Genomic DNA, 25,806 nt, shown 5'->3' with positions numbered 1-25,806 from the left:
CGCCGGTCACACGCTGCGGATCACCGAGACCACGATCCCCAGCACCACGGCCCGGTCGCCGTCGATGACGTCGTAGCGGGGGTTGCGCGGTTCGAGCAGGACGTGGCCGTCGCGCCGCCGGTAGACCTTCACGGTGGCCTCGCCGTCGATCATGGCGGCGACGATCTGCCCCGAATGCGCCTCGGGCTGCTGCCGCACCACCACGATGTCGCCGTCGCAGATGGCCGCCTCGACCATCGAGTCGCCGCGCACCCGCAGGCCGAACACGGTGCCGCGGCCGGTGAGGTCGCGGGGCAGGGTCAGGGTGTCGTCGAGGTGCTCGTCGGCGAGGATGGGCGCGCCCGCGGCGATGTCGCCGACCACGGGGACGCTCACCAGCTCGGCGGGCGGCTCGGCCGACGGCGGCCGCAGGAACAGGCGCACGTCGATCGGGCGGGTCATCGTCGCGCCGCGGCTGAGGAAGCCCTGCTCCTCCAGGCTCCTCAGGTGTTTCGAGACCGACGAGGGCGAGCGCAGCCCGACCGCCTGGGCCAGCTCGCGGGTGCTCGGCGGGTATCCGTGTCTGACCACCCAGTCGCGGATCGTGGCCAGGATCCGCTGCTGTCGTTGCGGCAGGGCCGAGACGTTCAGGTGCTCGAACGTGTCATGGTCGTCGTAGGTGGTCACAGAGGAATGCTAGAGGCCGGCCGGCCGGAGCGGTGGCGGCCGCCGGCGGAACGGGCGATCCCGGCCGCGAGGGCGCAGGCCGCCGTGCCCGCCAGGACGAACAGCCCGGTGTCGCCGGCCAGGTACTCGGCCACCACCACGGGCCGGTCGGTGACGACGGCGTGCTCCAGCAGCAGGGCGAACGTCGCGTTGTGCGCGAAGTGGGCCAGCACGGCCGGCCACACGCTGCCGGACATGACCCGCAGGTACCCGAAGAGGAACGAGAACGCGATCACCGACCCGCCGAACAGCGGCAGCACGACGGCCCGCGCCCCCTCGACGTGGTAGTACGGCGTGAACAGGATGTACGGCAGATGCCAGGCGATCCACACCACCCCGGCGACGAGCATGGACGTGCGCTCCCCCAGCCAGGCGAGCCGGGGCTGCAGGTAGCCCCGCCAGCCGATCTCCTCGGCGAAGGCCAGGATCGGCCCGGTGACGAGCACGGCCGCCACCGACTGCGCCCAGTCGCCCCGCGGCGCGGTGAACCGTCCGAACCCCAGGACGACCGCGCCCGCCGTGGCCAGCAGGCACACCCCGGCGGTGGCGGCGACGGCGGCCGGCCAGGCGCGCAGCCCGGCCCGGCCCAGGCCGAGGCGGCGCAGCCCGTCCCTGGAGAACCCCTCCCGGGTGACGACGAACAGCAGCACCAGCACGGTGAGCAGCGGCGACAGGGCCAGGACGAGCCCCTCCGCGACGCGCGCGGTGCCCGCCGAGACGGCGAGCACGAGGACGATGTAGACGATCGACGTGACGCGGTCGTCGAGCTGTCGGAACACGGGCGGACCTTCCTCCGGGGGCGGGCCCCGCCAAGTGTTCAGGAGCCTGCTCCCGCCGCCCATCGGCCGAAGATCCGAATCGCCGCCCCGCCTCTGCCACCCGGGGACTACGACCACCGGCTGAGGGCCGGTAATCGCGTTGCGCCCGCGCCGGGGCGCGTGTCAGGGTCGTGGCTTTCCTGACAACGGCAACGGCGCTGGTGGTGCGGTATGAGGTATGCGGGGCTCGCGCTCGCGTTCGGGTCCTCGTCGTGTTTCGCGTTCTCGGGGCCGATGGCCAAGTACCTCGTCGCGGCCGGGCTGACGCCGATCGAGGCCGTGTGGGCGCGCATGGCGGCGGCCGGGCTCCTGCTGCTGGGCGTGCTGGCCGTGGTCCGGCCCGCGGCGTTGCGCATCCCGCGGGCCAGGTGGCCGTTCTTCGCGCTGTACGCGGTCGTGGCGGTGGCCGGGGTGCAGTCGCTGTACTTCGCGGCGGTCACCCGTCTGCCCGTGGGGGTCGCCCTGCTGCTGGTCTACATGGCCCCGGTCATGGTGGCTGCCTGGGTGCGGCTGGTCCGGAAGGTCCGGCTGCCCCGGGCGGCCTACGCCGGGGCGCTCGTCGCCCTGGCCGGCCTCGGGATCGTCGCCGAGGTCTGGCACGACCTGCGGCTGGACGCGCTGGGCCTGGCCCTCGGCCTGCTGGCCGCGGCCTGCTCCGCCGGATACTTCCTGATGAACGACAGCTTCGGGGACGACGTCGACCCGCTCGGGCTGGTCGCCTGGGGCATGGCGGGCGCGGCCGTGGCGCTGGTCCCGTTCGCCCGTCCGTGGGCGCTGCGGTGGGAGGCGTTCACGGCGTCCGCCACTCCCGCGCCCGGCGCCCTGACGCTGCCCGTGCCGATGGCCTTCGCGTGGATGGTGGTGGTCGCCAGCGTGGTGGCCTACATCCTCGGGGTGAACGCGGTGCGGCGGTTGTCGGCCGCCGTGGGCGCCACGGTGGCGTCGCTGGAGGTCATCGGCGGCGCGCTGGCGGCCTGGGGGGTGCTCGGCGAGGGCCTGGGCGGGCCGCAGATCGCGGGCGGCGTGATCGTGCTGTCCGGCGCGCTCCTCGCCCAGACCGCGACCCGCCGCACACGACCATCCCGAGCGACGGGGCTGGACGGCGACAAAGAGGTGACCTCGGGAGCAATGAAGTGCTGACACTACTGTAAGTAGTTAATTCACCACAGCGGGTATTTACAAGGGGAAGCAACGACTGTCCCATCCCCGTCCCGAGGAAGGAGGTGGAGCTTTGCGTGTCCTGATCCAGCTCCGCCCCGCCCGTGAAACCGTCGAAGCCGTCCTCGACCCCGGCGTTACCGCCACGGTCGCCGACGTGGCAGGAGAGCTGCCGGGAATCGTCCTGGACCGGGCGTTCGTCCCGGTGGCCCTGCCGCGCGCGCTGCCCGCCCCGCCCTCGGGCGGCCTGCTGTCGTCGCTCAACCGGCCGCTGGGCTTCTCCCTGTCGGCCGAGCACGCCAGCGTGCTCGTGCGCGGCGAGCTCTCCGACGACGACGTGCCGTCCAGGTTGGCGTTGTTGTCGTCGTCCGTACGCGAGGTCGTCGGCGTGTTCGCCGATCCGTCCATCCATCCGAACCTGACCTGCGCCGACACCGGCCCGGTCGGCGACTGGCACGACGTCGAACGGCTGCTGCACGCCTCCGACCTGCGCGCGGCCGGCTACGACGGCCACGGCGTCAACCTGGCGGTGGTGGACGGCGGCGTCAACGCCGACCACGTGAGCACCAAGCTCGGCCGCCAGGTCACCCTCGACGCCGGGCACAGCTGGGCACCGCCCGGCGTCACGCCCACGCCGGGGCGCTACCCGGTGGAGCACGGCAGCCTGTGCGCCTTCAACACCCAGCTCGCCGCCCCGCGCTCGACGCTGCTCGACATCGCCGTCCTGCAGAGCAGGAAGGGCACGGTCGAGGGCATGCTGTCCGACGCCGTGGCCGCCTACACCCACCTGCGCGGGCTCCTGGAGGCCATGCCGGCCGAGTCCCGCTCGCTGGTCGTCAGCAACAGCTGGGGCCTGTACAACCCGGAGCAGGACTTCCCGCCCGGCCACCCCGGCAACTACTCCGACAACCCGATGCACCCGTTCAACGTCATGATCTCCAGCCTGGAGCACGCCGGGGCCGACATCGTGTTCGCGGCGGGCAACTGCGGGCGCGACTGCCCGGCGGCGAGCTGCGGGTTCACCGACATCGTGGGCGGCAACGGCCATCCGAAGGTGGTCACGGTGGCCGGGGTCGACACCCACGGGGAGCGCGTCGGCTACTCCTCGCAGGGGCCGGCCCGGCTGGGCGACCACAAGCCCGACCTGGCCGCCTACACCCACTACGCCGGCTCCGAGGCCAGCGGCCCCGGCACGCCCGACACCGGCACCTCGACCTCCTGCCCCGTGGTGGCCGGCGTCATCGCCGCCCTGCGCACCCGCCACCCGTCCACCAAGTTGTCGCCCGCGCAGCTTCGCACGCTGCTCAACCGCACCGCCGAGGACCGCAGCACGGTCGGCTTCGACCACGACTACGGGTACGGCATCGTCAACCCCGCAGGCGTCCTGGCCGCGCTCCGCTCGCACCGCACCCGGGCCGCCTGAACCGCGACGGCGCCGCGCACCCGTGGGTACGCGGCGCCGCCGTCCGCCGGGGAGGGCCGGTGGACGAAGGGTCAGCCGTGGTTCCAGACCGAGGAGATCCGGTCGTTCCACCCGCTGGGGACGAGGTTCGGGATGTCGGAGAAGGGCGGCACGATCAGCGAGCTGCCGCCGAAGTTGATGTGCTCGTAGTAGCGGACCGTGCAGTTCGTCCCGCCCATGGAGCTGATGACGTCGTTCCAGTCGTGCAGGTGCAGCGGGCCGTGGTGGACGTCGGTCAGGTCGTTGTAGGCCTGGCGGGCCGGGCACCAGAACCAGTCGCCGGCGTACTCGACGTGCTCGAACATCTGCACCTCGCCCCGCGTGGCCGGACGCGGGTCGCGCAGCAGCGCCGCGGCCCACAGCGCGCCGTTGACCGCGGTGTCGTCGGTGACCGCCGTCAGGCGCTCGGGGTGGTAGAGGTAGGTCAGCGGGCGGCCGTCGAACCGGGTCAGGTCCGCCGGGTCGTGCTCGACGCCGTCCACGACCACCGCCATGGCGGGCGCGGGGTGGGTGATGGGCGCGGCGGCGAGCGCCGTCGCGGCCCCGGCCCGGGCCAGCGCCCTGGCGGGGTCCGCCGGCACGGGCTTGGCCGAGCGCGGCGCCCTGACCGCCTTCGCGACGAGCTGCTCCAGCGTGGTGATGTCGTGGTCGCGCAGGAGGGCCAGCACGTCGGCCTCCTCCAGGCCCCCGACGTGGTCGGAGAAGTCCAGGAAGCGCTCGACCTGGCGGCGGGCGGGGGTTGAGATCTGGGTCACGGGTGCCTCCCCTTGGTAGTGCTGCGTACTCCCTCATGGTCGGGCGGGGCGGCGGCGCGGGCAGCCCCCCAATGTTGGGGATGGCGGTCAGGCGGTGAAGGCGGCCATGAGCTCGTCCCGGCCGCTCGCGCCGGTCTTGCGGAAGATCGCTTTGAGGTGGTCGTGCACGGTGTGCCCGGACAGGTCGAGCAGCCGGGCGATCTGCTTCGGCGCGGCTCCGGCGCACAGCAGGTCGAGGACGCCGCGTTCGCGCGGGGTGAGGGCGTACCAGTCGCAGAACGAGGGCAGCAGCAGGCCGCCGGTCGCCGCCTGGATCACCACGGCCACCTCGCCCGTGCCGTCCTCGTCCAGGGCCTGACCCTCGACGGCGAGCCAGCGGCCGTACCGGGCCGCCGGGGCGCAGATGATCGGCCGGCCGGCGTCGGTGCCGCGCGCGTGCTCGGCGGCGTCGGCGGCCAGGGCGGTGACGAGCGTGTCGGCCAGCCAGGCGTGCGCGCCGTGCCGGTCGGGGCGGCGCAGCCGGTCGAGCCACGCGTGGGCCTGCGGCGTCACGGCGCGGACGCCGCGGTCGGGGCCGACGACGATCACCCCGGCGGGCAGGGCGGGCGCGGTGGGGGCGAGCGGGGCGGCGGTGACGTACCTGCGCAGCGCGGTCATCAGGGCCGGGGCGAGCAGCGTCGCCCTGCGCCGGTCGTCCTCGGTGAACGGCACGGCGTCGCAGGCGCGGACCAGCCCGAGCAGGCCCCACACGCCGCCGCGCCCGTCACGCAGCAGCAGCCGCAGCTCGCAGGAGGCGCCGCAGGCCGCGAACGCCCGCCGCGCTCCCTCCTCGGCGCCGGCCACCGCGACCGGCACCCGCAGCCGGGCCAGCGACGCGGGCCGGCACGGGTCGCCGTGGGCGCGGCGGTGGGCGAGCAGGGAGACGGCCAGCTCGCGTTCGTAGCGGTGCCAGAAGCTGAACGAGCCCTGCCCGAGCCCGGTCGCCGGGCTGGTGCCGACCAGCCTCAGCGCGTCGTGCGGCAGCAGCGGGGCGATGGCGGCGGACACGGCGGCGCCGACGTGCTCGGCCGCGACGCCCCGGTCCATCAGGGTGCGCACCTCGTGGACCACCCGGTCCTGGCATGAGCTCACGCGGCCAGGTCAGCACGCCGCGGCCCCGCCCGGCAAGCACAGGGTAGTCATTCGGCTACGTCAAGTCACATTCAGCCGCCGCAGCTCGTCCTCGGTCAGCTTCAGGACCGTCGCCTCCGCCGACGCCCGCACCGACTCCGGCCGGGTGGCGCCCGGAATGGGGACGACGTGCTCGGAGTGGGCCAGGTGCCAGGCCAGGCAGACCTGCTGCGGGGTGCGGCCGCGTTCCTCGGCCACCTCGTGGAAGGGGGTGCGGGGCGGGGCGGCGCCGGGGCCGTCCAGGGCGCTGCGGGCGATGCCGCCGAGGGGGCTCCACGGCAGGAAGGCGATGCCGAGGCGGTCGCACAGCCGCAGCTCCGGCAGGCTGTCGCGGTGTTGAGGGCTGTAGCGGTTCTGCACGGAGACCAGGGAGTCGCCGAGGACGGCCCTGGCCTCGTGGATCTGCTCGCAGGTCACGTTGGAGACGCCGGCCCCGCGGATGAGGCCCGCGTCGAGCAGGTCGCGCAGCGCGCCCACCGACTCCGCCCACGGGACGTCCGGGTCGGGCTTGTGCAGCTGGTAGAGGCCGATCGCCTCGACGCGCAGGCGGCGCAGGGAGCCCTCGCAGGCGGCCCTGAGGCGGTCGGGACGGCCGTCGACCGTCCAGGAGCCGTCGCCGGGACGGCCGCGCCCGCCCTTCGTGGCGACCAGCACGCCGGAGGCGTCGCCGGACCAGGTGGCCAGGGCCTCGGCGACGAGCTCCTCGTTGTGGCCGCGCTCGCCGGCGTGCCAGTGGTAGGAGTCGGCCGTGTCGATCAGGGTGAGGCCGGCGTCGAGGGCGGCGTGCACGGTGGCGATCGCGCGGACGCGGTCCGGACGGCCCTCGATGGACAGCGGCATGGCGCCCAGGCCGACGGCGCCGACCTCGGCGGTTCCGACGCGGCGGGTGATCATGGTCGGTCAGCCTTCCGGGAGGAGGTCGGCGACGGCTCGCGGCAGCCAGGCCGCGACGTCGGTGAACGTGAAGCCGAGCGCGGCGGCCCGGCCGGCGTCGATGGCGTAGGAGCGGTCGAAGGAGAACGGCGAGGCGGGCTCGCCGCCGGTCACCACGCGGTGGACGGGCGCCGGCGAGCCGGTCGCGGCGGCGACGGCCGCGCACAGGCCGGTGACGGTCAGCGTGTCGCGCGAGGCGGCGTTGAGCGCGCCGGTGGCATCGGTGCCCGTCGCCGTCCAGTGCAGGAACGCGGCGATCTCCGCGTGGTGGACGAACGAGGTGGGGGCCGGGTCGCGGTGCACGGCGACCGGCAGCCCGGCGCGTACGCGGTCCACGTAGTGGCGCAGCCGTCCGGTGAAGTCGGCGTCCCCGCCGCCGAGCACGTGGGCGCTGCGCACGGCGAGGAACGGGAAGGCCGGGTCCCGGGCGAACACGGCCTCGGCCTGGCGTTTGCCCTCCGCGTACGCGGCCGCCTCGCCGAGCAGCCGGGACAGGGCGTCCGGCGATCCCCACGGCAGGCCGCGGTCCACCGGCCAGGACGCGGCCTCGACCGTCTCCTCGCGGACCGGGGCCGCGGCCGGGGGCAGCAGGGACGGCGAGGTGGCCGGGTCGTAGACCTCCATGGTGGAGGTCATCACGTAGCGGGCGGTGCGGCCGGCGAAGACCCGGCGGGCGACGTCGGCGTGCGAGGGCGTGTAGCAGACCTGGTCCACGACGGCGTCGAAGGCCCGGCCGTCCAGGGCGCGGGCGAGCGCCGCCGCGTCCGCCCGGTCGGCGACGACGTGCTCGGCCCCGGGCGGCGGCGCGGCCGAGCCCCGGTTGACCACGGTCACGCGGTCCCCGCCGGCCAGCAGCAGGCGGATCAGGCGGCGGCCGAAGTAGCGGTTGCCGCCGATGACGCAGATGTGTCGCATGCGGCCAAGACTGGCCCGGACGGCGTCAGCAGTGGTAGTGGTGACTTGCTGGCCTCGTGTTAAGGAGAACTGTTGATCGACGCCCACCGGCTCAGGGTGCTGCGGGAGGTGGCCGCGCACGGCAGCTTCAACCGGGCGGCGGCCGCGATGCTGCTCACGCCGTCCGCCGTCTCGCAGCAGATCGCCGCGCTGGAACGGCAGCTCGGCACCCCGGTCGTCACCCGCAGCACCCGCGGCGTGGCCCTCACCGAGCCGGGCCGGCTGCTGGTGGAGACGGCCGAGACGATCGCGGCCGAGCTGCGGCACGCCCGGGAGCGGATCGACGAGCTGGCCTCGGGGCGCAGGCGGCTGACCGTGGCCACCTTCACCAGCGGCGGCCGCGCGCTGCTGCCCGGCGTGCTGGCGCGGTTCGTCGCCGCCCATCCCGAGGTCGCGACGAACGTGGTCGAGCGGGAGCCGGAGGACAGCCTGCCGCTGGTCCGGCGCGGCGAGGCCGACCTGGCGATCGCCTACCACTTCGACGGGCCGCTGCCGGTGCTGCCCGGCGACCGCACGGGGCTGGCCTGGACGCCGCTGGCCGAGGACCCGCTGTCGGTGGCGCTGCCGGCCGCCCATCCGCTGGCCGGCCGGGCGTCGCTGGACCTGACCGAGCTGGCCGAGCAGCCGTGGGTGATCGGCTGCTCCAAGACCGAGGCGTTCCTGCGCGGGTACGCCGCCGCGGCCGGGTTCGAGCTGCGGGTCAGCGGCTCCACCACCGACTACCACCTGGCGCAGGCGCTCACGGCGGCCGGGCTGGGCGTCAGCCTGGTGCCGTCCATCTGCCTGGCGCGCGACACGCCCGGCCTGGCCGTCGTGCCGCTGAACCCACCCCGCCCGGCCCGCTACCTCGGGATCGCCACCGCCCTGCGGCGCGACCACCCGCTGGTGCCGACGCTGGTCGAGTGGCTGCGCGAGGAGGCCGCGGCACTGGGACGGCAGCGGACCGATCCTGTCCGCCGGTGATGTCACAGTGTCCCCGGGAACCTTTTCCCGCACCGAACGGAGTGATTCATATGAGCCGCCATGTCCAGATCACCTTCGACGCCCACGACCCGAAGGCGCTGTCGACGTTCTGGCGTGACGCGCTGGGCTACGTCCACCCCGGCCCGCCCGGGGTCGAGCTGCCGCGGGGCGCCGACCCGCTGGCCGCCTGGGACGACTTCCTGGCCAGGATCGGCGTCCCCGAGGAGGAGCGCGACACGCGGTCGGCCATCGAGGACCCCGACGGCCGGGGCCCCCGGGTGTTCTTCCAGCGGGTGCCGGAGGGCAAGGCCGCCAAGAACCGCGTGCACCTCGACGTCCGGGCGGCTCCCGGGCTGCGCGGCGAGGAGCGCATGGCGGCGCTGGAGGCCGAGTGCGAGCGGCTGGTCGGGCTGGGCGCGACGCGGGTGCGGCGACACGAGCCCGGGCCCCCGTTCGCCGCCGGCCACATCGTGATGACCGACCCCGAGGGCAACGAGTTCTGCCTCGACTGACGTCCAGGACGCCCAGCTGACGAATCAGTCGCCGGCGCACCTGCATGGCACGATGACCAGCGTGCCCGCTTCGATGTGGGTCACCTTCTTCGAGCCGAGGCAGAAGCGGCACTTCAGCGTCTCGGCGATCCACGGGTCGGACCACACGTTGTGCTGCCAGGCCGGCGGCGGCCCGTCCGGGGGCGGTTCCGCGCCGCGCTCGGCGGGCTCGTGGTCGCCGCCCACCTGGCCGAGGCCGCCGCAGAACGTGCAGGAAAGGAACAGCTCGCCGAGCTGCACGCCGCGGCGGCCCTGGCATTCGGGGCAGGTGATCGGGTCCGTCACTTACGGCCGGTCCCGCTGCAGGACTTGCACGACACCCCGGACTGCTTCACCGGACGCTCTTCCTGCTCGTCGTCGTACGCCATACTGCGGACGGTAGCCGAGCATGCGCAGGCTGTCTGTCGCCTGACGGATCTGGTTGCGCTCACCTCAGCCGCGCGCGGGGAAGGCAGAAGGTGAGTGCTGCGAGAATGGCCGCATGGCCAAGCTGACCGGAGCTCAGATCGCACAGGAGGGGCCGGCGGGGTGGGCGTACCTGCTCGGCAGCCTGCACACCCGACTCCACACCGGCACGTTCGCGGCCGGGCTCGCACTCGTCGACGCCATCGGGGCGGTGGCCGAGGAGATGGACCACCATCCCGACCTCGACCTGCGCTACACCCATGTCGACGTCCGGCTGTCCAGTCACGACGCGGGCGGCGTCACCGAGCGCGACCTGCGGCTGGCGCGCGCGGTCACGACGCTCGCCGCCGACGCCGGGGTGCGCCTCGACCCGGCGTCCGTCTCCGTGCTCGAACTCGGCCTCGACACCCCCGCGCGGGACACGGTCCGGCCGTTCTGGGCGGCGGTGCTGGCGGTGCCCGCCGACGACCGGGGCGAGCTGCAGGACCCGGCCGGCGCGCTGCCGGGCGTGTGGTTCCAGCCGTCCGGCGACGAGGAGCCCCGCCAGCGCTGGCACTTCGACGTGTGGGTGGAGCCCGCGCAGGTCCAGCCCCGGATCGACGCGGCGCTGGCGGCGGGCGGACGGCTGGTGCACACCGACGGGGCGTCGCGGTTCTGGGTGCTGGCCGACCCCGAGGGCAACCACGCCTGCCTGTGCACCTGGCAGGGGCGCGACTGAGCCGCGGCGGCGGTCACCGGGGCCCGTCGGGCAGCCCGGCGCGTGGTCAGCGTGGCCCGTCGGGCAGCCCGGCGCGTGCCTGGGCGAGCAGTTCGCGGGTGCGCGGCAGGCCGGCCAGGCGGGCGGCCAGGGCGTCCAGCGTGACGGCCAGCACCCGGGCCGGCACGCCGCGCGCCGTCAGCACGTGCGCCATCCAGCTGACGAAGGACGTGAACAGGCCGGGGTCGTCGACGTAGGCGGCGGCCTTGAGGTAGTCGACGACGTAGGCGACGTCCTCGGCGGTGTGGCCGGTGGGCTCCTCGCCCGCGGTGACGGGCACGTGCTCGTCCAGCTCCCGCATGACGCCCCTGACCAGCTCGGGGGCCCGGTCGGTGAGCGCCGTGTACTCGGGGCCGGCCAGGTGCGGCGGCCGTCCGGGGCTCAGCCCGGTCGCGGCCCGGCGCGGCGGCGGCCCGGCGTCGAGCAGGTCGGCGGCGGCCCGCGCGTCGGGCGCCCAGGCGTCGGCCCCGAGCAGACGGGCGTAGCGGCCGTCGGGCCCGAAGGCGGCGCCGCCGACGAGCACGGGCGCGCCCGCCGCCTGGCAGGCGCTGATGGCCGCGTGCGCGGCGGGCAGCCGGGTGGCGATCGACCCGGACAGCGCGACCGCGGCCGGGGCGGTCCTGTGCACGTGCACGACCAGGTGCGCGGTCGGTACGTGCGCGCCCAGGTAGTCCACCTGCCAGCCGCGCAGCCGGAGCACCTCGGCCAGCAGCCGGGCCGGGAAGGTGTGCCACTCGCCGTCCACGCACGCCACGCTCACCCGCCCCCTGGCCGGGCCGGCGCGCCGGCCGCGCGCGCCCGGCTCGTGGGCCAGCACGGCCAGCACCCGCTCGTGGACGGCGGTCGCCGTGTGCTCCTGGGCGACGGTGAGCCGGTTGGCCGCCCAGTCCAGGCCCACGCGGGCCTGCGCGACGGCGACGACGTCCAGGAGCATGGTCTCCAGGGGCACACCGGCGTCGAGACCGGCCCGCGCGGCGTCGATCGCGGCGTACTCGTCGCCGGACGTCGCCGCCGTCCGCAGCGCCTCGACGCAGCGCTCGATCTCCTCCCGCAGGCCGGGGGCGCTCACGCCGGAAGACCCCCGTCCGGGCCGTCGGGGGCGTCGGGGGCGTCGGGGGCCTCGCGCGGCGCGCCGATGGCGACGATGGCGATGTCGTCGCGCTCCCGCTCGCCCGCCCACTGGGAGGCGAGCATCTGGACGCGTTCGGCCAGCGCGGCGGCCGGCATGCCGGCGCACTGCCGCAGCTCCTCGCGCAGCCGGTCGTCGCCGAACATCTCGTCGCCCAGCGGGCCGCCCCTGGCCTCGATGACGCCGTCGCTGTAAAGCAGGCACGTCTCGCCGGGGGCCAGGAGCACCGTCTCGGTGACGCTGGTGATCTGGTCGAGCAGGCCGATCAGGGTGCCGCGGGTGCGGGCGTCCTCCACCCGGCCGTCGTTGCGGACGATCATCGGCGGCGGATGGCCTGCGCTGGTCAGCCGCAGCTCCAGCCGGTGGCCGCGGCGCTCGACCCCGGCCAGCACCAGCGTGACGTAACGCGGGCTGGACTCGGCGAGCAGCACCTCGTTGAGCCGTTCCAGCACGCGCTGGTGGTCGTCGGCCAGCGGCAGCAGGGCGCGCAGCGTGTTGCGGATCTTGCCGGTCAGCACGGCGGCCTCCAGCCCCTTGCCGGAGACGTCGCCGAGCACCACCAGCGCCGCCCCGCCCGATCCGGCGACCGGGTGGACGTCGTAGAAGTCCCCGCCGACCAGCGCGCCGTGGCCCGCCGCCCGGTAGCGGGCCGCCACGTCGGCGACGTCGAGGTACGGCGTCATCGGCGGCAGCAGGTCGGCCATCAGCGTCTCGGTGATGGCCCCCTGCTCGGCGTACACGCGGGCGATGGAGATCGCGGTGCCGGCGCGGGCCACGAACAGCCGGGCGAACACCTCCTCGGCCGCGGAGAAGCCGGCCGAGGAGCGCAGCAGGATCAGCGCTCCCGCGGGCAGGCCGTAGCCGGGCAGCGAGATCACCACCACGGAACGCGTGTCGTCCCGTCCCTCGCCCAGCACCCAGCCGGGCGCCCGCTCGGGATCCACCCAGCGGGCGGGGACCGGCGGGAAGGCCCGCAGCGCCTCGGCCAGCCCCGGCATGGAGCGCGGGTCGATGTCCAGGTTCCGGCGCACGGCCGCGCCGCCGGCCTCGTGGTAGGCGACCTCGTAGCGGCGCGGGCCCAGCGGCACGACGACCCGGGCGGCGTGGGCGAGGTGCGTCACGGCCAGGCGGGCGACCGCCTCCAGGCAGCGGTCGAGGTTGAGCGAGGACAGCAGCTCGGTGGCCGCCGCCACCATGGACGCGGCCGAGTCCCGCTCGCCCCGCAGCACCTCCATGGCCTGCTCCCGCGCGGTGACGTCGACCAGCCACCAGGTGACGCGGTCGCGCCCGGCGCGCACGGGATGGGCCTCGAACACCCGCTCCCCGACCGGCCCCCGCGCGGGCTCGGGCGTGCTCCCGGCGTCGGGCGAGGCGGCCAGGCGGGCGCACAGGTCGTGGTGGGCGCGGGCCAGCCAGTCCGGCGCGATCCGCGTCGCGTCGCCCAGCAGCGACCGGGCGGCGGCGTTCGCCCGCTCGACGGCGCCCGAGGCGTCGACGACCAGCATCGGGTACGGCGTGTCCTCCCCCAGCATGCCGATCGCGCCCCGTTCGTGAACACCTACGAGATTTTCACTCTACTGACGTGACCTGCACGGCTTTCCCGACGCCGAATCGTCTTTGTCGCATTTTTAGTCGCGTTACCTTCGGAGCACGCTCCCGGCCCCCGTCTGCGGACGCGTGTGCCGGAGCGGTGGCCGGGTGGTCTACCGTCTGATCGTGCTCGCCTCACACCATGTCCCCCGCCCGGCCGCGCACGGCGGGGGCGCGCCATGAGAAACCTGCGGCTGACGGGCGCCTTCCTGTCCCGGTTCCACCATCCGGCGCAGGTCATCGCGACCGGGTTCGCGGCCCTCATCCTGACCGGCACGGCCCTGCTGACCTCGCCCATGGCCACGGCCACGGGCGAGTCGGCCGGCTGGCTGACCGCGCTGTTCACCGCGACGTCCGCGGCCTGCGTGACCGGCCTGGTCGTGGTGGACACCGCCACCCACTGGTCGGTGGCCGGGGAGGTGGTGATCGCCATGCTGGCCCAGGTGGGCGGGCTGGGCATCATGACGATGGCGACGCTGTTCACCGTCCTGGTCGCGGGCCGGCTGGGGCTGCGCGCCCGCATGTTCGCCCAGGCCGAGACCAAGACGCTGAGCATGTCCGACGTCCGGCGCGTGGTGCGCAACGTGGTCATCTTCAGCCTCGTCTCCGAGCTGATCGTCGGCGCCGTGCTCACCGCGCGCTTCGTCACCGGTTACGGCGAGCCGCTGGGCCGGGCGATGTACCTGGGCTGGTTCCACGCGGTGTCGGCGTTCAACAACGCCGGGTTCGCGCTGTGGCCGGACAATCTGATGCGCTTCGTCACCGACGCGTGGATCTGCCTGCCGATCGCGTTCGCGGTGATCGTGGGCGGGCTGGGCTTCCCGGTGGTGTTCGAGCTGGCCCGCGCCTGGCGCCGGCCCAGCCGGTGGTCGGTGCTCACCCGGGTCACCGTCGGGGTGACGCTCGTCCTGCTCGCGGTGGGGACGATGGTCTTCCTGGTGACCGAGTGGCGCAACCCCAGGACGCTCGGCGGGCTCGACGACTCCGGCAAGCTGCTGGCCGCGTTCTTCACCGGGGTCATGCCGCGGTCGGGCGGGTTCAACAGCCTCGACATCGGCCAGCTCTACCCGAGCAGCCTGCTCGCCACCGACCTGCTGATGTTCATCGGCGGCGGCAGCGCCGGCACGGCGGGCGGCATCAAGGTCACCACGTTCGGGCTGCTGGCGTTCATCATCTGGGCCGAGCTGCGGGGGGAGCCCCGGGTGAACATCGGCCACCGGCGCCTGGCCGAGTCCGCGCAGCGCCAGGTCATCTCGATCACCATGATCGGCGTCGTGCTGGTCGCCGTCTCCACCTACCTGCTGCTCGCGCTCACGCCCCACAGCCTGGACCAGGTGCTGTTCGAGGTGGTCTCGGCGTTCGGCACGAACGGGCTGTCCACCGGCATCACCGCCGACGCCACGCCCGCCGGGCACCTGCTGCTGGCGGCGCTGATGTTCATCGGGCGCATCGGCCCGCTCACGCTGGGTTCCGCGCTCGCCCTGAAGGAGCGCACCCGTCGCTACGAACTACCCGAGGAACGTGTCATCGTTGGCTGACAAGAAGACAGACCCCGTCGTGGTCATCGGCCTGGGCCGGTTCGGCACCTCGCTCGCCCTGGAGCTCACCCGGCGCGGCACCGAGGTCCTGGCCATCGACAACCGGCCGAAGGTCGCCCAGAGCCTGGCCGGGCAGATCACGCACATCGCCACCGCCGACTCCACCGACCTGGAGACGCTGCGGCAGCTCGGCGTGCCCGACTTCTACCGGGCGGTGGTGGCCATCGGCGGCGATCTGGAGGCCAGCATCCTGACCACGTCGCTGCTGATCGAGCTGGAGATCGACGACATCTGGGCCAAGGCCGTCAGCCGCCAGCACGGCCGGATCCTCGGGCGCATCGGCGCCCATCACGTCGTCTTCCCCGAGCACGACATGGGCGAGCGGGTGGCCCACATGGTGACCGGCCGGATGCTGGACTTCATGCAGGTGGACGAGAACTTCGCGATGGCCAAGACCCGGCCGCCCAAGGAGTACATCGGGGTCCCGCTCGGCCGGTCCAACCTGCGCCGCAAGCACGGCGTCACCGTGGTGGCGGTCAAGAGCGCGGAGGAGGAGTTCACCTACGCCGGTTCCGACACCGAGCTGGGGTACGGCGACGTGATCATCGTCTCCGGCCGCACCGAGGACGTCGAACGCTTCGCCGACCTCACCTAGTTCGGCGGTCGTCGGCGGGGCCCAACGGGGCGGGCCGATGTTGGCCGGGGCGACAGGCCCGTCCGGATCGTGGTTGACGATGATGGGCGGTCCGTCCGACCGGAGGCAGCCACCATGACACCAAGCCGTACCCCGTCCGACCGGGCCCGCGAGGCCACGATGATCGCCGACATCGAGCGGCTCGTACGCTGCGAGTCGCCGTCCGGCGACCTGGCCGCGGTCGCCCGCAGCGCCACGGCCGTGGCCGAGCTGGGCGCCGCCCGCCTGGGGGCCGAGGCCGAGCGCGTCGTCATCGACGGGTGCACCCACCTGCGGTGGCGGTTCGGCGGCGAGCCCCGGGTGCTGCTGCTCGGCCACCACGACACGGTGTGGCCGGTCGGCTCGCTGGAGCGGCACCCGTTCGAGGTGCGCGACGGGGTGCTGCGCGGGCCGGGCTGCTTCGACATGAAGGCCGGGCTGGTGATGGCCTTCCACGCGCTGACGGCGCTGGACGACCTGGACGGCGTGACCGTCCTGGTCACCGGCGACGAGGAGCCCGGGTCCCCCACCTCGCGGCGGCTGGTCGAGGACGAGGCGCGCGGCTGCGCGGCGGCGCTGGTCCTGGAGGCCGCCGGTCCCGGCGGGGCGCTCAAGACCGAGCGCAAGGGCGTCTCCCGGTACGAGGTGCTGGTGCGGGGCCGGGCCGCGCACGCCGGGCTGGAGCCCGAACGCGGCGTGAACGCGACGGTCGAGGTGACCCACCAGGTCGCGGCCGTGGCGGCGCTGGCCGATCCCGCGCTGGGCACGACCGTCACCCCGACCCGCCTGGAGTCGGGCACCACGGTCAACACGGTGCCCGCGCGGGCCCGCTTCGACGTGGACGTACGGGTCAGGGACGCCCGCGAGCAGGACCGGGTGGACGCGGCCATGCGCGGGCTGCGGCCGGTGCTGCCCGGCGCGGACGTCACGGTCGGCGGCGGGCCCAACCGGCCGCCGCTCCCTGCGTCGGCGTCGAAGGAGCTGTTCGAGCGGGCGTGCCGGCTCGCCGGCGCCCTCGGGATCGGCCCGCTGGCGTCGGTCGCCGTGGGCGGGGCCTCCGACGGCAACTTCACCGCCGGGACGGGCACCCCCACCCTGGACGGCCTGGGCGCGGTCGGCGGCGGCGCGCACGCCGACGACGAGCACGTGCTGGTCGCGGAGCTGCCGGGCCGCACCCGGCTGCTGACTGCCCTGGTCGCCGACCTGCTGGCCGCAGCGCGGTGACCGCCCCTCACAAGGGGGCCCTGGACGCTGTTGTCCGGGCGGACGAACCGGACGCCGCCGCCCGGTGCTCGCCGACCAGCTACGGGACGAAGGCGGCTGCGACCATGACCGGCGTGACTGATCTCATCCGTGACCGTCGCGACTCCCGGCCCGTCGAGGCCGCGTGCGCCGCGGCGCAGGCCGCCGCCGACGGCGCGGGCATCGACATCCGCCCCTTGGACAGCGTCGGCGAGCTGGAAGCCGTCCGCCGCCTGTACGAGCACATCTGGCGCACCGGCGAGAACAACCCCCCGGTGACGGCCGACATGTTGCGCGCGTTGTCCAAGGCGGGCAGCTACGTGAGCGGCGCCTTCGACGGCGACCGGATGGTGGGCGCGTGCTTCGGCTTCTTCTCGCCGCCGGCGCGCGCCGCCCTGCACAGTCACATCGCCGGCGTGCTGGCCGGCATGCAGGGCCGCAACGTCGGGTTCGCCATGAAGCTGCACCAGCGGGCCTGGGCGATGCTGCGCGGCGTCGGCGAGATCTGCTGGACCTACGACCCGCTGGTACGCCGCAACGCCTACTTCAACCTGGCCAAGCTGGGCGCCGACCCGGCCGAGTACCTGCCGGACTTCTACGGCCCCATGGACGACGACATCAACCGCGCCGACGCCACCGACCGCGTCCTGGTCCGCTGGCGGCTGGAGACGCCCGTCGTCGAGGCGGCCTGCGCGGGCCGTCCGGCCGTGGCGGACGCGGCGGCGGCCAGGGCGGCGGGCGCGGCCGTGGCGCTGGAGGCGTCGGCGGCGGGCGGGCCGCTGGTCCGGTACGCCCGCGCGGCCACCGTCCTGGTCGGCGTGCCCGGCGACGTCGAGGCGATGCGCGAGAGCGACCCGGCCCGCGCCGCCGACTGGCGCAGGGCGCTGCGGGACGTGCTGGGCGAGCTGCTCGAACAGGGCGGCCGGGTACGCGGCTTCGACCGAACAGGCTGGTACATCGTGGACAGACAGGAGACGGAGTGAAGATCACCGGTGTGGAGGTCCGCACGGTCGAGATGCCGCTCGTGACGCCGTTCCGCACGTCGTTCGGCACCGAGACGGTGCGGCGGGCGGTGCTGGTGCGGGTCGTCACCGGCGAGGCCGAGGGCTGGGGCGAGTGCGGGGCGGGCACGGCGCCCCTGTACTCCTCGGAGTACACCGACGCCGCCGCCGACGTGCTGACCCGGTTCCTGGTCCCGGCGCTGGCCGGTGTGGCGGACCTGGACGCGCACAAGGTCGCCCCGGCGCTGGCGGCGTTCAAGGGGCACCGGATGGCCAAGGCCGCGCTGGAGACGGCCGTCCTGGACGCGGATCTGCGCGCCCGCGGCGTCCCGCTGGCCCACGCGCTCGGGGCGGTGCGCGCCAGCGTGCCGTGCGGGGTGTCGGTGGGCATCACCGGGTCGATCCCGGCGCTGCTGGACGCCGTCGCCGAGTACCTGGACGCGGGCTACCTGCGGATCAAGCTGAAGATCGAACCCGGCTGGGACGTCGAGCCGGTCCGTGCCGTGCGCGAGCGGTTCGGCGACGTCCCGCTCCAGGTGGACGCCAACACCGCCTACGGGCGCGGCGACGCCCGGCACCTGGCCGGGCTGGACCCGTTCGGCCTGCTGCTGATCGAGCAGCCGTTCGCGCAGGACGACCTGCTCGGGCACGCCCGGCTGGCCGAGCGGATCACGACGCCGATCTGCCTGGACGAGTCCATCGTCTCGGCCCGCGCCGCCGCCGACGCGATCGCGCTCGGGGCCTGCCAGGTGGTCAACATCAAGCCGGGCCGGGTCGGCGGCCATCTGGAGGCCCGGCGCATCCACGACGTGTGCGCCGCGCACGACGTCCCGGTGTGGTGCGGCGGCATGCTGGAGACCGGCGTGGGCCGGGCCGCGAACGTGGCGCTGGCCGCGCTGCCCGGGTTCCTGCTGCCCGGCGACACCTCGGCCTCCGACCGCTACTACCGGACCGACCTGACGCCGCCGTTCCGCCTGGAGGACGGCCACCTCGCCGTGCCGACCGGCCCGGGGATCGGCGTCGCCCCGATCCCGGAGGTGCTGGAGGAGGTCACCGTCGCGACGACGTGGGTGCCGATGCCGTCCTGATCTGTTGGTCGGTTCCGACAGGTCAGCAGGTGGCATTTCGTCGTCCCGGACGAACGATGTGCCACCGGGGCGGCGCTAGCGTCGGGAGCGTGCTTGTCCCCGTGACCGGCCTCCCGCGTGCCAGCCTGGGCCGCGTCCTGGAGGAACTCGGTACCACCCTGCTCCAGGTCGTCTGCGGCGACGCCGGGCTCGCCCGCGACATCGGCGGCGTCGTCATCCACGACCCGCTCGACGAGCCCGAGCTGCCCGCCGACGCGCTCGTCCTCGGCGTCGGCCTGCACGACCCGGCCGAGATCGCGCAGGTCGTGACCCGGCTCGGGCGGCACGGCGCCGCCGCGCTGGTCGTCCGCGCGCCCGTCGTCGCCGACGAACGGCTGGTCGCGGCGGCGGGCCGGGCGGGCGTGGCGGTGCTGGCCTTCGCCCGCGGCGCGTCCTGGACGCACCTGGCCGGCATGCTGCGCGAGCTGACCTCCGACGGCGGCCGGCTCGACCCCGACGCCCATGCCTCGGGCCGGATCGGGTCCGGCGACCTGTTCGCCGTGGCCAACGCCATCGCCGCGCTGCTCGACGCGCCCGTCACCATCGAGGACCGCCACTCGCGGCTGCTGGCCTTCTCCAGCCGCCAGGAGGACACCGACACCTCCCGCGTGCGGACGATCCTGGGCCGCCAGGTCCCCGAGCAGTACACCCGCATCCTGGAGGAACGCGGCGTCTTCCAGGCGATCTACCGCAGCGACCGGCCCGTCTTCGTGGCACCCCTGCCCGACCCCGAGGGCCGGCAGCCGCCCGCGCTGCCCCGGGTGGCGATCGCGGTGCGCGCCGGCGACGAGATCCTCGGCACGATCTGGGTCGTCGTCCCCGAGCCGCTGGGCGAGGAGCGCAGCCAGGCGCTCTACGAGGCGTCCAAGCTGGTCGCGATGCACATGGTGTGGCAGCGCGCCGACGCCGACATGGAACGGCGGCTGCGGGCCGAGCTGCTGGGCACCGCGCTGGAGAGCGGGCCCGGCTCCCTGGAGGCCGCCCGCCGCCTGGGGCTGAAGGACGAGCCCGCGGTCGTCCTGGCGCTCACCGTCGTCGGCCCGGCGGGCGAGAGCCCGCTGCCCGCCCAGCTCGCCGCCGAGCGCAAGCGGCTCGCCGACGCCTTCGCCATGCACCTGTCGGCCGTGCACCCGCGGGCCGCCGCCGCGCTGGTCGGCGACGTCGCCTACGGCATCCTGCCGCTGCCGCAGAACCGGCAGGACGCCGACGAGCGCGCGGTCCTGGTGGCCACCGAGTTCCTGGCCCGGGTCGGCTCCCGCCTGCGCCCGCTGGTCGGGGTGGGCCGGCCGGCCGGGGACAACTCGGCCCTGGCCCGCTCGCGTTCGGGCGCCGACCGGGCGCTGCGCGTGCTGCGCTCGGGCGGCGCCGGACGGCAGGTGGCCCGCCTGGACGACGTGCACGTGGACGCGCTGCTGCTGGAGCTGGCCGACCTCGTGCCGCGCGGCGACGTCCCCAGCGGGCCGGTCGCCCGGGTCGTCGCCTACGACAAGGAGCACCAGACGAGCCTGGTCGAGACGCTGGACGCCTGGCTCGACGCCTTCGGCGACGTCTCGGTGGCCGCCGCCGCGATGTTCGTGCATCCCAACACGTTCCGCTACCGGCTGCGGCGCGCGGCCGAGGTGGGCCGGATCGACCTCGGCTCCCCGGACGCGCGCCTGTCGGCCATGCTGCAGCTGCGCCTGATGTCGATCAGGTCCGCGCCGGACGACTGACCGGGCCGCGCAGGCCCAGCGTGCCGATGAGGAAGGCCAGCCATTCGGCGTCCTGGGCGACCGCCACGTCATGGGGGGTGGCCGCGCCGTGCCCGGCGTCGTCGAAGACGTGCAGCAGGACGGGCTCGTCCCCCTGCTGGGCCGCCTGGAGGCGGGCGGCGAACTTGCGCGCGTGCCAGGGACGGCAGCGCGGGTCCGTCGCCCCGGCCTGGAGGTAGACCGCGGGGAAGACGCCGGGGCGCACCCGCTCGTACGGCGACATCCGCAGCAGCCGCCGGACCTCCTCGGGGTCGTCCGGGTCCGCCCACGCCTTGCGGATGACGAAGTCGAGGTACGGGTCGCGGGTGCCGCCGATCAGGTCCAGCAGCGGCGCCCGCGGCAGGACGGCCCGCCACAGCTCGGGCCGGCTGGTGACGGCGATCCCGCACATGAGCCCGCCGTCGGAGCCGCCGGTCAGCGCCAGCCGGTCGGCGGCCGTCACGCCCTCGGCGATCAGGTGCTCGGCGACGGCCACCAGGTCGGAGTCGCGGACGTGCCGCCGCTCCCGGTGCGCGGCCCGGTACCAGTCCCCGCCGAACTCGCCGCCACCGCGCAGGTACGCCTGCACCAGCACTCCCCCGGCGGCGACGAAGGCGGCCAGGTCCGGCTGGTACTGGGGAAGCAGGGGCACGTTGGCCGCCCCGTAGGCCGAGACGAGCGCCGGCGCGGGCCGCGCCGGGTCGAGGCCGGCCGGGCGCACCACGTGGTACGGCACCGCGACCCCGTCGGCCGCCACCGCCTGCCCCTCTTCCACCTCGGCGTCGAGCGTGACCGCCGGGGCCGACAGGGTGTGCGGCACGCCCTGGCCGGGCCGGTGCCGGTAGACGCCCCAGGAGCTGGTCAGCGTGGAGAAGGCGAAGACGAAGTCGGCCGCGGGCGCGCCGGTGGCCAGGGCGGTCAGGGCGAAGAAGGGGGCGGCGAGCGCGCCCCGGCCGGGCAGCGGCACCTCCCCGGCGACGGCGCCCGCGCGGTCGAGGATCCGCACCCGGGCGAACGTCCGGTCGAACTCGCTGAGGTACAGGTGCTCGCCTACGGGCGTGAGCGAGCGCAGCACGGTCTCGCCCTCGGGGACCAGCTCCGTCCATCCCGACGGGTCGTCGGGGTCGGCGGCGTCGAGCGGGATGGCGACCACCCGGCCGCGCGGCGCGCCGACGTCGGTCACCGCCACGTAGCGGTCGCCGACGACGTGACCGGCGACCGTGCCGGCGCAGCTGGTGACGAAGGGCCGCCACGCGGACCCGGGCACGGACAGGTCGCGGACGGCGCACGGGATCGGGCTGCCCACCCGGTGCGCGGCCACGGCCCAGCGGCCGTCCGGGGAGAACTGGACGAGCGTGTACTCCCGCGAGCCCGCCGGGATCGGGATCGGCTCCACGACGGTCTCGCCCGGCGTCCCGAGGCGGTGGCTGAACACGGCCTGCCGGAACTCCTCCGGGGGGCCGGTGAGCGCGAGGAAGGAGAAGCCGCCGCTGTCGGGCGTCCAGGAGACGCCGCCGGCCCACGCGCTGTGCAGGACCTGGCCGGGCGCGTCGAGCGTGCGGCCGGTGTCCACCTCGACGAGCCGGATGGTGTTGTGCTCGCTGCCGTCGGTGCACACGCCGAGGGCCAGGACGCGGCCGTCCGGGGAGGGCGCCAGCCAGGACAGCACCGCGTCCTGCGTGCCGCCGAACCGCGCCAGGTCGGCCACCGTCCGGCCGGGGCCGTAGGGCTCGTCCCCGACGACCACGGTGGACGCCGTCCCGCCGGGCGGGGTGACCGGGCGGAACCAGCGGCCGGCCGCGTACCTGGGCAGGGCCGGGCGGGATCCGGCGTCGAAGGCCAGGATCAGGTCCCGGACGGCCGCCGGGTCCTGCCCGTCGTAGGCGACGGCGGCGGCCAGCTCGGCCTGCCGCCGCTGCCACCGCCGCACCTCGGGCGTCTCCTCCTCCAGCCACCGGTACGGATCGGGCACGCGGACGCCCGCGACGTTCTCGACCACCTCGACGGTGCGCGCGGGCGGATAGGAAAGGGTCACGATGACTCCGGCGATTCAGGACGGGCAGGACGGGCGGCGGCGAACTCGGCCTGGAGCCGTTCGAACGCGCCGGGGACCCGGCTGACCCGGCGGACGTGGATCAGGGCGTCGTAGGCGGCCGGGAAGTCGTCCACCGGGTCGAGGCCGCCGCTGGCGAGCGTGCCGTCGATCCCGTCGAACAGCTCGCCCGGCGCGCGGCGCAGGTCGACGACGGTCACGGGCGGGCCGAGCCGGTCCAGCGGCGCCTCGACGCAGTTCGGCGGCAGGGTGCGCGCCTCCAGCGAGACGTCGCAGTCGAACGGGCGCGGGGAGCGCTGCGTGAAGCGCACCTCCGGGCCGGAGCCGTAGGTCGTGCCGACGACGACCAGGTCGTCTCCCAGGGACGCGGCGAGCAGGCCGCCCAGCGTCGGCCGCCCGTGGAAGGGCGAGCGCCGGACGTGGGAGTTGTGGGCGCTGACGACGATCCGCTGCTCCCGTTCGAGCACCCATTCCACGGTCTCGGCCATGAACCGGTCCCGGGGATAGGGCGCGCCCGCCGGCCCGGCCTCCCCCGCCTCGGCCTCGTCGGCGAACGCCTGGAGGGAGGCCGCGCACCGGCGCAGCACCGGGTCCGCCGACCCGAGCGCGCGCCCGGCCAGCTCGCGCAGCCCCGCGAGCAGGCGGGCCCGGCCCGCGGCGGGCATGGCCGCGTACCGGACCGCCGCCTCGGTGCGGCCGCCCAGGTCGCTCAGGATCAGCAGCTCCTCGTCGCCCGGTCCGGCCGGCATGCGGTCCAAGCACGCGCGCACCGCCGGGCCTGGCGAGGTGGACGAGCCGGGCAGGTCCATGCCGTAGAAGGAGACCTGCCCCGGGCCCGCCGAGTTGCGGCGGCGCATCCAGCGCAGCTGCCGCCGCATCGGCTCGCACTCGCCGAACCGGTAGGTGATGCCGTCGCGGGCGACCGTCGCGGCCGCGCCGGGCCCGCCGTGGACCCAGGCGTCCACGGCCAGCCCCTCGGCGAAGCCGGACTCCATCACGAACGCCGAGAACCCCAGCTCGCGGACGAGGATGCGGAACAGCCGGTCCTTGAGCCGGTAGAACTCGGTGACGTTGTGCGCCCCCTCGCCGACGGCCACCACACGGGCGTCGCCGACCAGCTCGCGCAGTGTGCGGGCGTCCGCGACGGCGGCGGCGGCCGGGTCGAGGTGGCGCAGCGGCCGGGCGAAGGCGTCGCGCGTCATGCGTGGAAGTACCAGAGCTCGGGCGTGTACAGGTAGCTGAGCAGGGCCCGGAACGACGACTGCGGGCCGGACAGCGTGTCCTTCCACACGACCAGGGTGTGCGGGGTCGGGAAGAACAGCACGGGCAGCTCCTGGGCGATCTTGGTCACCTCGGCCGACAGGGCCCCGGCGTCGGCGCCGAAGGTCGAGGCGTCGATGAGCCGGTCCACCTCGTCGTCGCGGTAGCCGCCCAGGTTGAAACTGCCCTTGGCGTTGAACACCGTGTTGCTGCTGGGGTAACCGGCCGCCAGGTAGAGCGGCCCGTAGTCCTGCATCGCCCACTCGTTCTTGTTCGCGGGCGCGAAGGTGTTGCCGTAGTTGGCGTACATGTAGGTGAGGGACTTGGTGACGATCTTGACCTCGACGCCGAGCTTCTTGGCCGCCGAGGCGAAGGCGACGTCCCGGGCGCCGACGTAGGCGGGGGTGTTCGCGGAGGCCAGGGTGAAGCTGATCTTCTGGCCGCGCGGGATGCCGGCGCCGCACTCGCCCGGCCCGGTGCCGGGCCGCACGCAGGTGGTGGAGCCGTTCGGGACCACCTGCCAGCCGTTGTCGGTGAGCAGCTTGGCCGCCGCCGCCGGGTCGTGCGGGTACGGCGGCGCGTCGCCGAAGGCCGGCGGGTACGGCGAGCCGCTGCCCGCGGTGCTGTAGTTGGGCGAGCCGGCGCCGTTGTAGATGCCCCGGCCGGCGATGTAGCCCGGCTGGTCGATCAGGCGCTGGAGGGCCTGCCGGACGTACGGCTGCGCGATGATCTTGTCGAAGCCGTTCACGGTGTTGCCGAAGTTGATGGTCAGCGAGTCGAAGCGGGCGGGCGCGGGCGCGCCGTAGACGTTGAACCCCTTGGCCTTCAGCGCGCCGATCTGCGTGATGAAGCTGGAGTCGAGCGTGCCGACGGTCAGGTTCCCCGCCTTGAACTGGTTGAGCACCGCGGCGGCCGAGGTGAACGCCTTGAAGTCGACCTGGTCGAGCCGCGAGTCGCCGGGCCCGCTGTAGGACTCGTTGGGCGCCAGCGAGAACGAGCCGGTCGTCGGGTCGAAGCTCTTGAGCCGGAACGGGCCGTTCACCACCTGCCACAGCGGGTTCGTGGCGAACGTGGACTGCGACTCCGACTCCTTGGTGAGGTACTTGTAGATCGCCGTGGCGTTCTTCGGCTTGGTGTAGTCGAGGTGCGGGCCGCCCGCGCGGTCGATGTCCCACGCCTTGGACGGCATCACGTACAGCAGCGTCAGCATCGACATCAGGTACGACGGGTTGTACGCCGTCTCCAGTTCGAGGGTCAGCGTGTCGGGCGCGGCGGCCTTGGCGGTGACCCCGTCGGGGAACTGGCCCGGGGTGTAGAAGCTCCAGTTGGCCGGGCTCTCCGCGAGCGCCGCCTTGAGCAGCGTCAGAGAGAAGACGACGTCACCGGCGGTGACCGGGTTGCCGTCGGACCACTTGTAGTCCTTCATCTTGATGGTCACGGTCTTGCGGTCGGTGCTGTAGACGGGCGGCTCGGCCAGGCTCAGCTCGGCGTCGGCCACCTGGTCGCCCTCGCCGCTGGGCCGGTAGAGGGAGCGCCACATCAGGCCGCGGGCGATGACGGTCCCGTTGGCGGCGGCCGGCGGGTAGGGGTAGATGTAGTTCGGGCTGAGGCCGGGGGTCAGCGCGACCGTGACCGTGCCGCCGTCCTTGGGCTTGCCCGACTGCGCCGGCTGGCTGGCGTACCCCGCGGCGGGGTCCTTCGCGGCGCCCCCGCCGCCGGTGCACGCTGTGGCGAGCACCGCCACCGCGGCGGCGAGCGCCACCGCCAGGCGTGCTCGCTGCTTTCCGGACACGTGCGTCATTGCAGGCTCCCTACATGTGGGGGTGGAGATG

At 74.7% G+C, this 25,806-nt stretch carries 23 protein-coding genes; 11 read left to right on the top strand and 12 right to left on the bottom strand.

What is annotated here, in order from left to right; translation table 11 throughout:
- Positions 1-6: 6 nt before the first annotated feature.
- Positions 7-666, bottom strand: coding sequence for a transcriptional repressor LexA (gene lexA / locus ACIBK9_RS39990; protein WP_397164039.1), 660 nt, complete (start codon positions 664-666; stop codon positions 7-9).
- On the bottom strand, positions 663-1,484 hold the full coding sequence (locus ACIBK9_RS39985; RefSeq protein ID WP_397164038.1) for a lysostaphin resistance A-like protein: 822 nt from the start codon (positions 1,482-1,484) through the stop codon (positions 663-665). Before ACIBK9_RS39985 ends, lexA begins: the two co-directional genes overlap by 4 nt.
- Positions 1,485-1,694: 210 nt before the next feature.
- On the opposite strand from ACIBK9_RS39985, the gene ACIBK9_RS39980 reads away from it, so the two are divergent.
- Both ACIBK9_RS39980 and ACIBK9_RS39975 read left to right on the top strand, forming a co-directional pair.
- On the top strand, positions 1,695-2,663 hold the full coding sequence (locus ACIBK9_RS39980) for an EamA family transporter (RefSeq protein ID WP_397164036.1): 969 nt from the start codon (positions 1,695-1,697) through the stop codon (positions 2,661-2,663).
- 91 nt (positions 2,664-2,754) lie between these two features.
- A complete protein-coding gene (locus tag ACIBK9_RS39975) occupies positions 2,755-4,104 on the top strand; it encodes a S8 family peptidase (RefSeq protein ID WP_397164035.1) in 1,350 nt (449 codons plus the stop codon).
- A gap of 71 nt (positions 4,105-4,175) precedes the next feature.
- Here ACIBK9_RS39975 and ACIBK9_RS39970 read toward each other — a convergent pair whose 3' ends face one another.
- The 4 genes from ACIBK9_RS39970 to ACIBK9_RS39955 form a co-directional block, all read right to left on the bottom strand.
- Complete coding sequence (locus ACIBK9_RS39970; RefSeq protein WP_397164033.1) at positions 4,176-4,898, bottom strand: hypothetical protein; 723 nt, start codon at positions 4,896-4,898, stop codon at positions 4,176-4,178.
- 87 nt (positions 4,899-4,985) lie between these two features.
- Entirely contained in the window at positions 4,986-6,029 is a 1,044-nt protein-coding gene (locus ACIBK9_RS39965; RefSeq protein ID WP_397164032.1) for a response regulator transcription factor, read from the bottom strand.
- 60 nt (positions 6,030-6,089) lie between these two features.
- Positions 6,090-6,962 (bottom strand): aldo/keto reductase, encoded by an 873-nt coding sequence (locus ACIBK9_RS39960; protein WP_397164030.1) that lies wholly within the window; start codon positions 6,960-6,962, stop codon positions 6,090-6,092.
- Between the two features lie 6 nt (positions 6,963-6,968).
- Positions 6,969-7,916 (bottom strand): NAD-dependent epimerase/dehydratase family protein, encoded by a 948-nt coding sequence (locus tag ACIBK9_RS39955; protein ID WP_397164028.1) that lies wholly within the window; start codon positions 7,914-7,916, stop codon positions 6,969-6,971.
- A 72-nt stretch (positions 7,917-7,988) separates the two neighbouring features.
- On the opposite strand from ACIBK9_RS39955, the gene ACIBK9_RS39950 reads away from it, so the two are divergent.
- Together ACIBK9_RS39950 and ACIBK9_RS39945 are read left to right on the top strand one after the other, a co-directional pair.
- Positions 7,989-8,918: a LysR family transcriptional regulator gene (locus ACIBK9_RS39950; RefSeq protein WP_397164027.1), complete on the top strand. Its 930-nt coding sequence runs from the start codon at positions 7,989-7,991 to the stop codon at positions 8,916-8,918.
- 50 nt (positions 8,919-8,968) lie between these two features.
- Positions 8,969-9,430, top strand: coding sequence for a VOC family protein (locus tag ACIBK9_RS39945; protein ID WP_397164025.1), 462 nt, complete (start codon positions 8,969-8,971; stop codon positions 9,428-9,430).
- A 24-nt stretch (positions 9,431-9,454) separates the two neighbouring features.
- On the opposite strand, the gene ACIBK9_RS39940 is transcribed toward ACIBK9_RS39945, so the two are convergent.
- On the bottom strand, positions 9,455-9,754 hold the full coding sequence (locus tag ACIBK9_RS39940; protein ID WP_397164023.1) for a hypothetical protein: 300 nt from the start codon (positions 9,752-9,754) through the stop codon (positions 9,455-9,457).
- 196 nt (positions 9,755-9,950) lie between these two features.
- On the opposite strand from ACIBK9_RS39940, the gene ACIBK9_RS39935 reads away from it, so the two are divergent.
- Entirely contained in the window at positions 9,951-10,592 is a 642-nt protein-coding gene (locus ACIBK9_RS39935; RefSeq protein WP_397164022.1) for a 4a-hydroxytetrahydrobiopterin dehydratase, read from the top strand.
- A gap of 46 nt (positions 10,593-10,638) precedes the next feature.
- Here ACIBK9_RS39935 and ACIBK9_RS39930 read toward each other — a convergent pair whose 3' ends face one another.
- Both ACIBK9_RS39930 and ACIBK9_RS39925 read right to left on the bottom strand, forming a co-directional pair.
- Entirely contained in the window at positions 10,639-11,700 is a 1,062-nt protein-coding gene (locus ACIBK9_RS39930) for a B12-binding domain-containing protein (RefSeq protein WP_397164021.1), read from the bottom strand.
- Positions 11,697-13,292, bottom strand: coding sequence for a PP2C family protein-serine/threonine phosphatase (locus tag ACIBK9_RS39925; RefSeq protein ID WP_397164019.1), 1,596 nt, complete (start codon positions 13,290-13,292; stop codon positions 11,697-11,699). The genes ACIBK9_RS39930 and ACIBK9_RS39925 overlap by 4 nt, the downstream gene beginning before the upstream one ends.
- 237 nt (positions 13,293-13,529) lie before the next feature.
- Between ACIBK9_RS39925 and ACIBK9_RS39920 the strand changes: the two genes are divergently transcribed.
- From ACIBK9_RS39920 to ACIBK9_RS39895, 6 genes are all read left to right on the top strand, one after another.
- Positions 13,530-14,888 carry a TrkH family potassium uptake protein gene (locus tag ACIBK9_RS39920; protein WP_397164017.1) on the top strand — a complete coding sequence of 453 codons (1,359 nt, stop codon included), beginning with the start codon at positions 13,530-13,532 and terminating at the stop codon, positions 14,886-14,888.
- On the top strand, positions 14,881-15,543 hold the full coding sequence (locus ACIBK9_RS39915) for a TrkA family potassium uptake protein (protein WP_352326306.1): 663 nt from the start codon (positions 14,881-14,883) through the stop codon (positions 15,541-15,543). The genes ACIBK9_RS39920 and ACIBK9_RS39915 overlap by 8 nt, the downstream gene beginning before the upstream one ends.
- A gap of 114 nt (positions 15,544-15,657) precedes the next feature.
- The gene (locus tag ACIBK9_RS39910; RefSeq protein WP_397164015.1) at positions 15,658-16,785 is read left to right on the top strand and encodes a M20 family metallopeptidase; all 1,128 of its coding nucleotides are present in this window, start codon (positions 15,658-15,660) and stop codon (positions 16,783-16,785) included.
- A 113-nt stretch (positions 16,786-16,898) separates the two neighbouring features.
- Positions 16,899-17,786, top strand: coding sequence for a GNAT family N-acetyltransferase (locus tag ACIBK9_RS39905; protein WP_358293482.1), 888 nt, complete (start codon positions 16,899-16,901; stop codon positions 17,784-17,786).
- The gene (menC, locus tag ACIBK9_RS39900) at positions 17,783-18,892 is read left to right on the top strand and encodes an o-succinylbenzoate synthase (protein ID WP_397164013.1); all 1,110 of its coding nucleotides are present in this window, start codon (positions 17,783-17,785) and stop codon (positions 18,890-18,892) included. The genes ACIBK9_RS39905 and menC overlap by 4 nt, the downstream gene beginning before the upstream one ends.
- Positions 18,893-18,981: 89 nt before the next feature.
- Positions 18,982-20,643, top strand: coding sequence for a helix-turn-helix domain-containing protein (locus tag ACIBK9_RS39895; protein WP_397164011.1), 1,662 nt, complete (start codon positions 18,982-18,984; stop codon positions 20,641-20,643).
- Here ACIBK9_RS39895 and ACIBK9_RS39890 read toward each other — a convergent pair.
- From ACIBK9_RS39890 to ACIBK9_RS39880, 3 genes are read right to left on the bottom strand one after another with little or no spacing between them, the layout of a single operon-like run.
- On the bottom strand, positions 20,621-22,696 hold the full coding sequence (locus tag ACIBK9_RS39890; protein WP_397164009.1) for a prolyl oligopeptidase family serine peptidase: 2,076 nt from the start codon (positions 22,694-22,696) through the stop codon (positions 20,621-20,623). The two genes, ACIBK9_RS39895 and ACIBK9_RS39890, sit on opposite strands and share 23 nt — an antisense overlap.
- The gene (locus ACIBK9_RS39885; RefSeq protein ID WP_397164008.1) at positions 22,693-23,916 is read right to left on the bottom strand and encodes an erythromycin esterase family protein; all 1,224 of its coding nucleotides are present in this window, start codon (positions 23,914-23,916) and stop codon (positions 22,693-22,695) included. Before ACIBK9_RS39885 ends, ACIBK9_RS39890 begins: the two co-directional genes overlap by 4 nt.
- On the bottom strand, positions 23,913-25,775 hold the full coding sequence (locus tag ACIBK9_RS39880; RefSeq protein WP_397164006.1) for an ABC transporter substrate-binding protein: 1,863 nt from the start codon (positions 25,773-25,775) through the stop codon (positions 23,913-23,915). Before ACIBK9_RS39880 ends, ACIBK9_RS39885 begins: the two co-directional genes overlap by 4 nt.
- Positions 25,776-25,806: the final 31 nt, after the last annotated feature.

The sequence above is a fragment of the Nonomuraea sp. NPDC050227 genome (assembly GCF_044459705.1).
Classification (GTDB): Bacteria; Actinomycetota; Actinomycetes; order Streptosporangiales; family Streptosporangiaceae; genus Nonomuraea.
The sequence above is the reverse complement of the archived record's forward strand: the minus strand, read 5'-3'. Positions and strand labels throughout refer to the sequence as shown.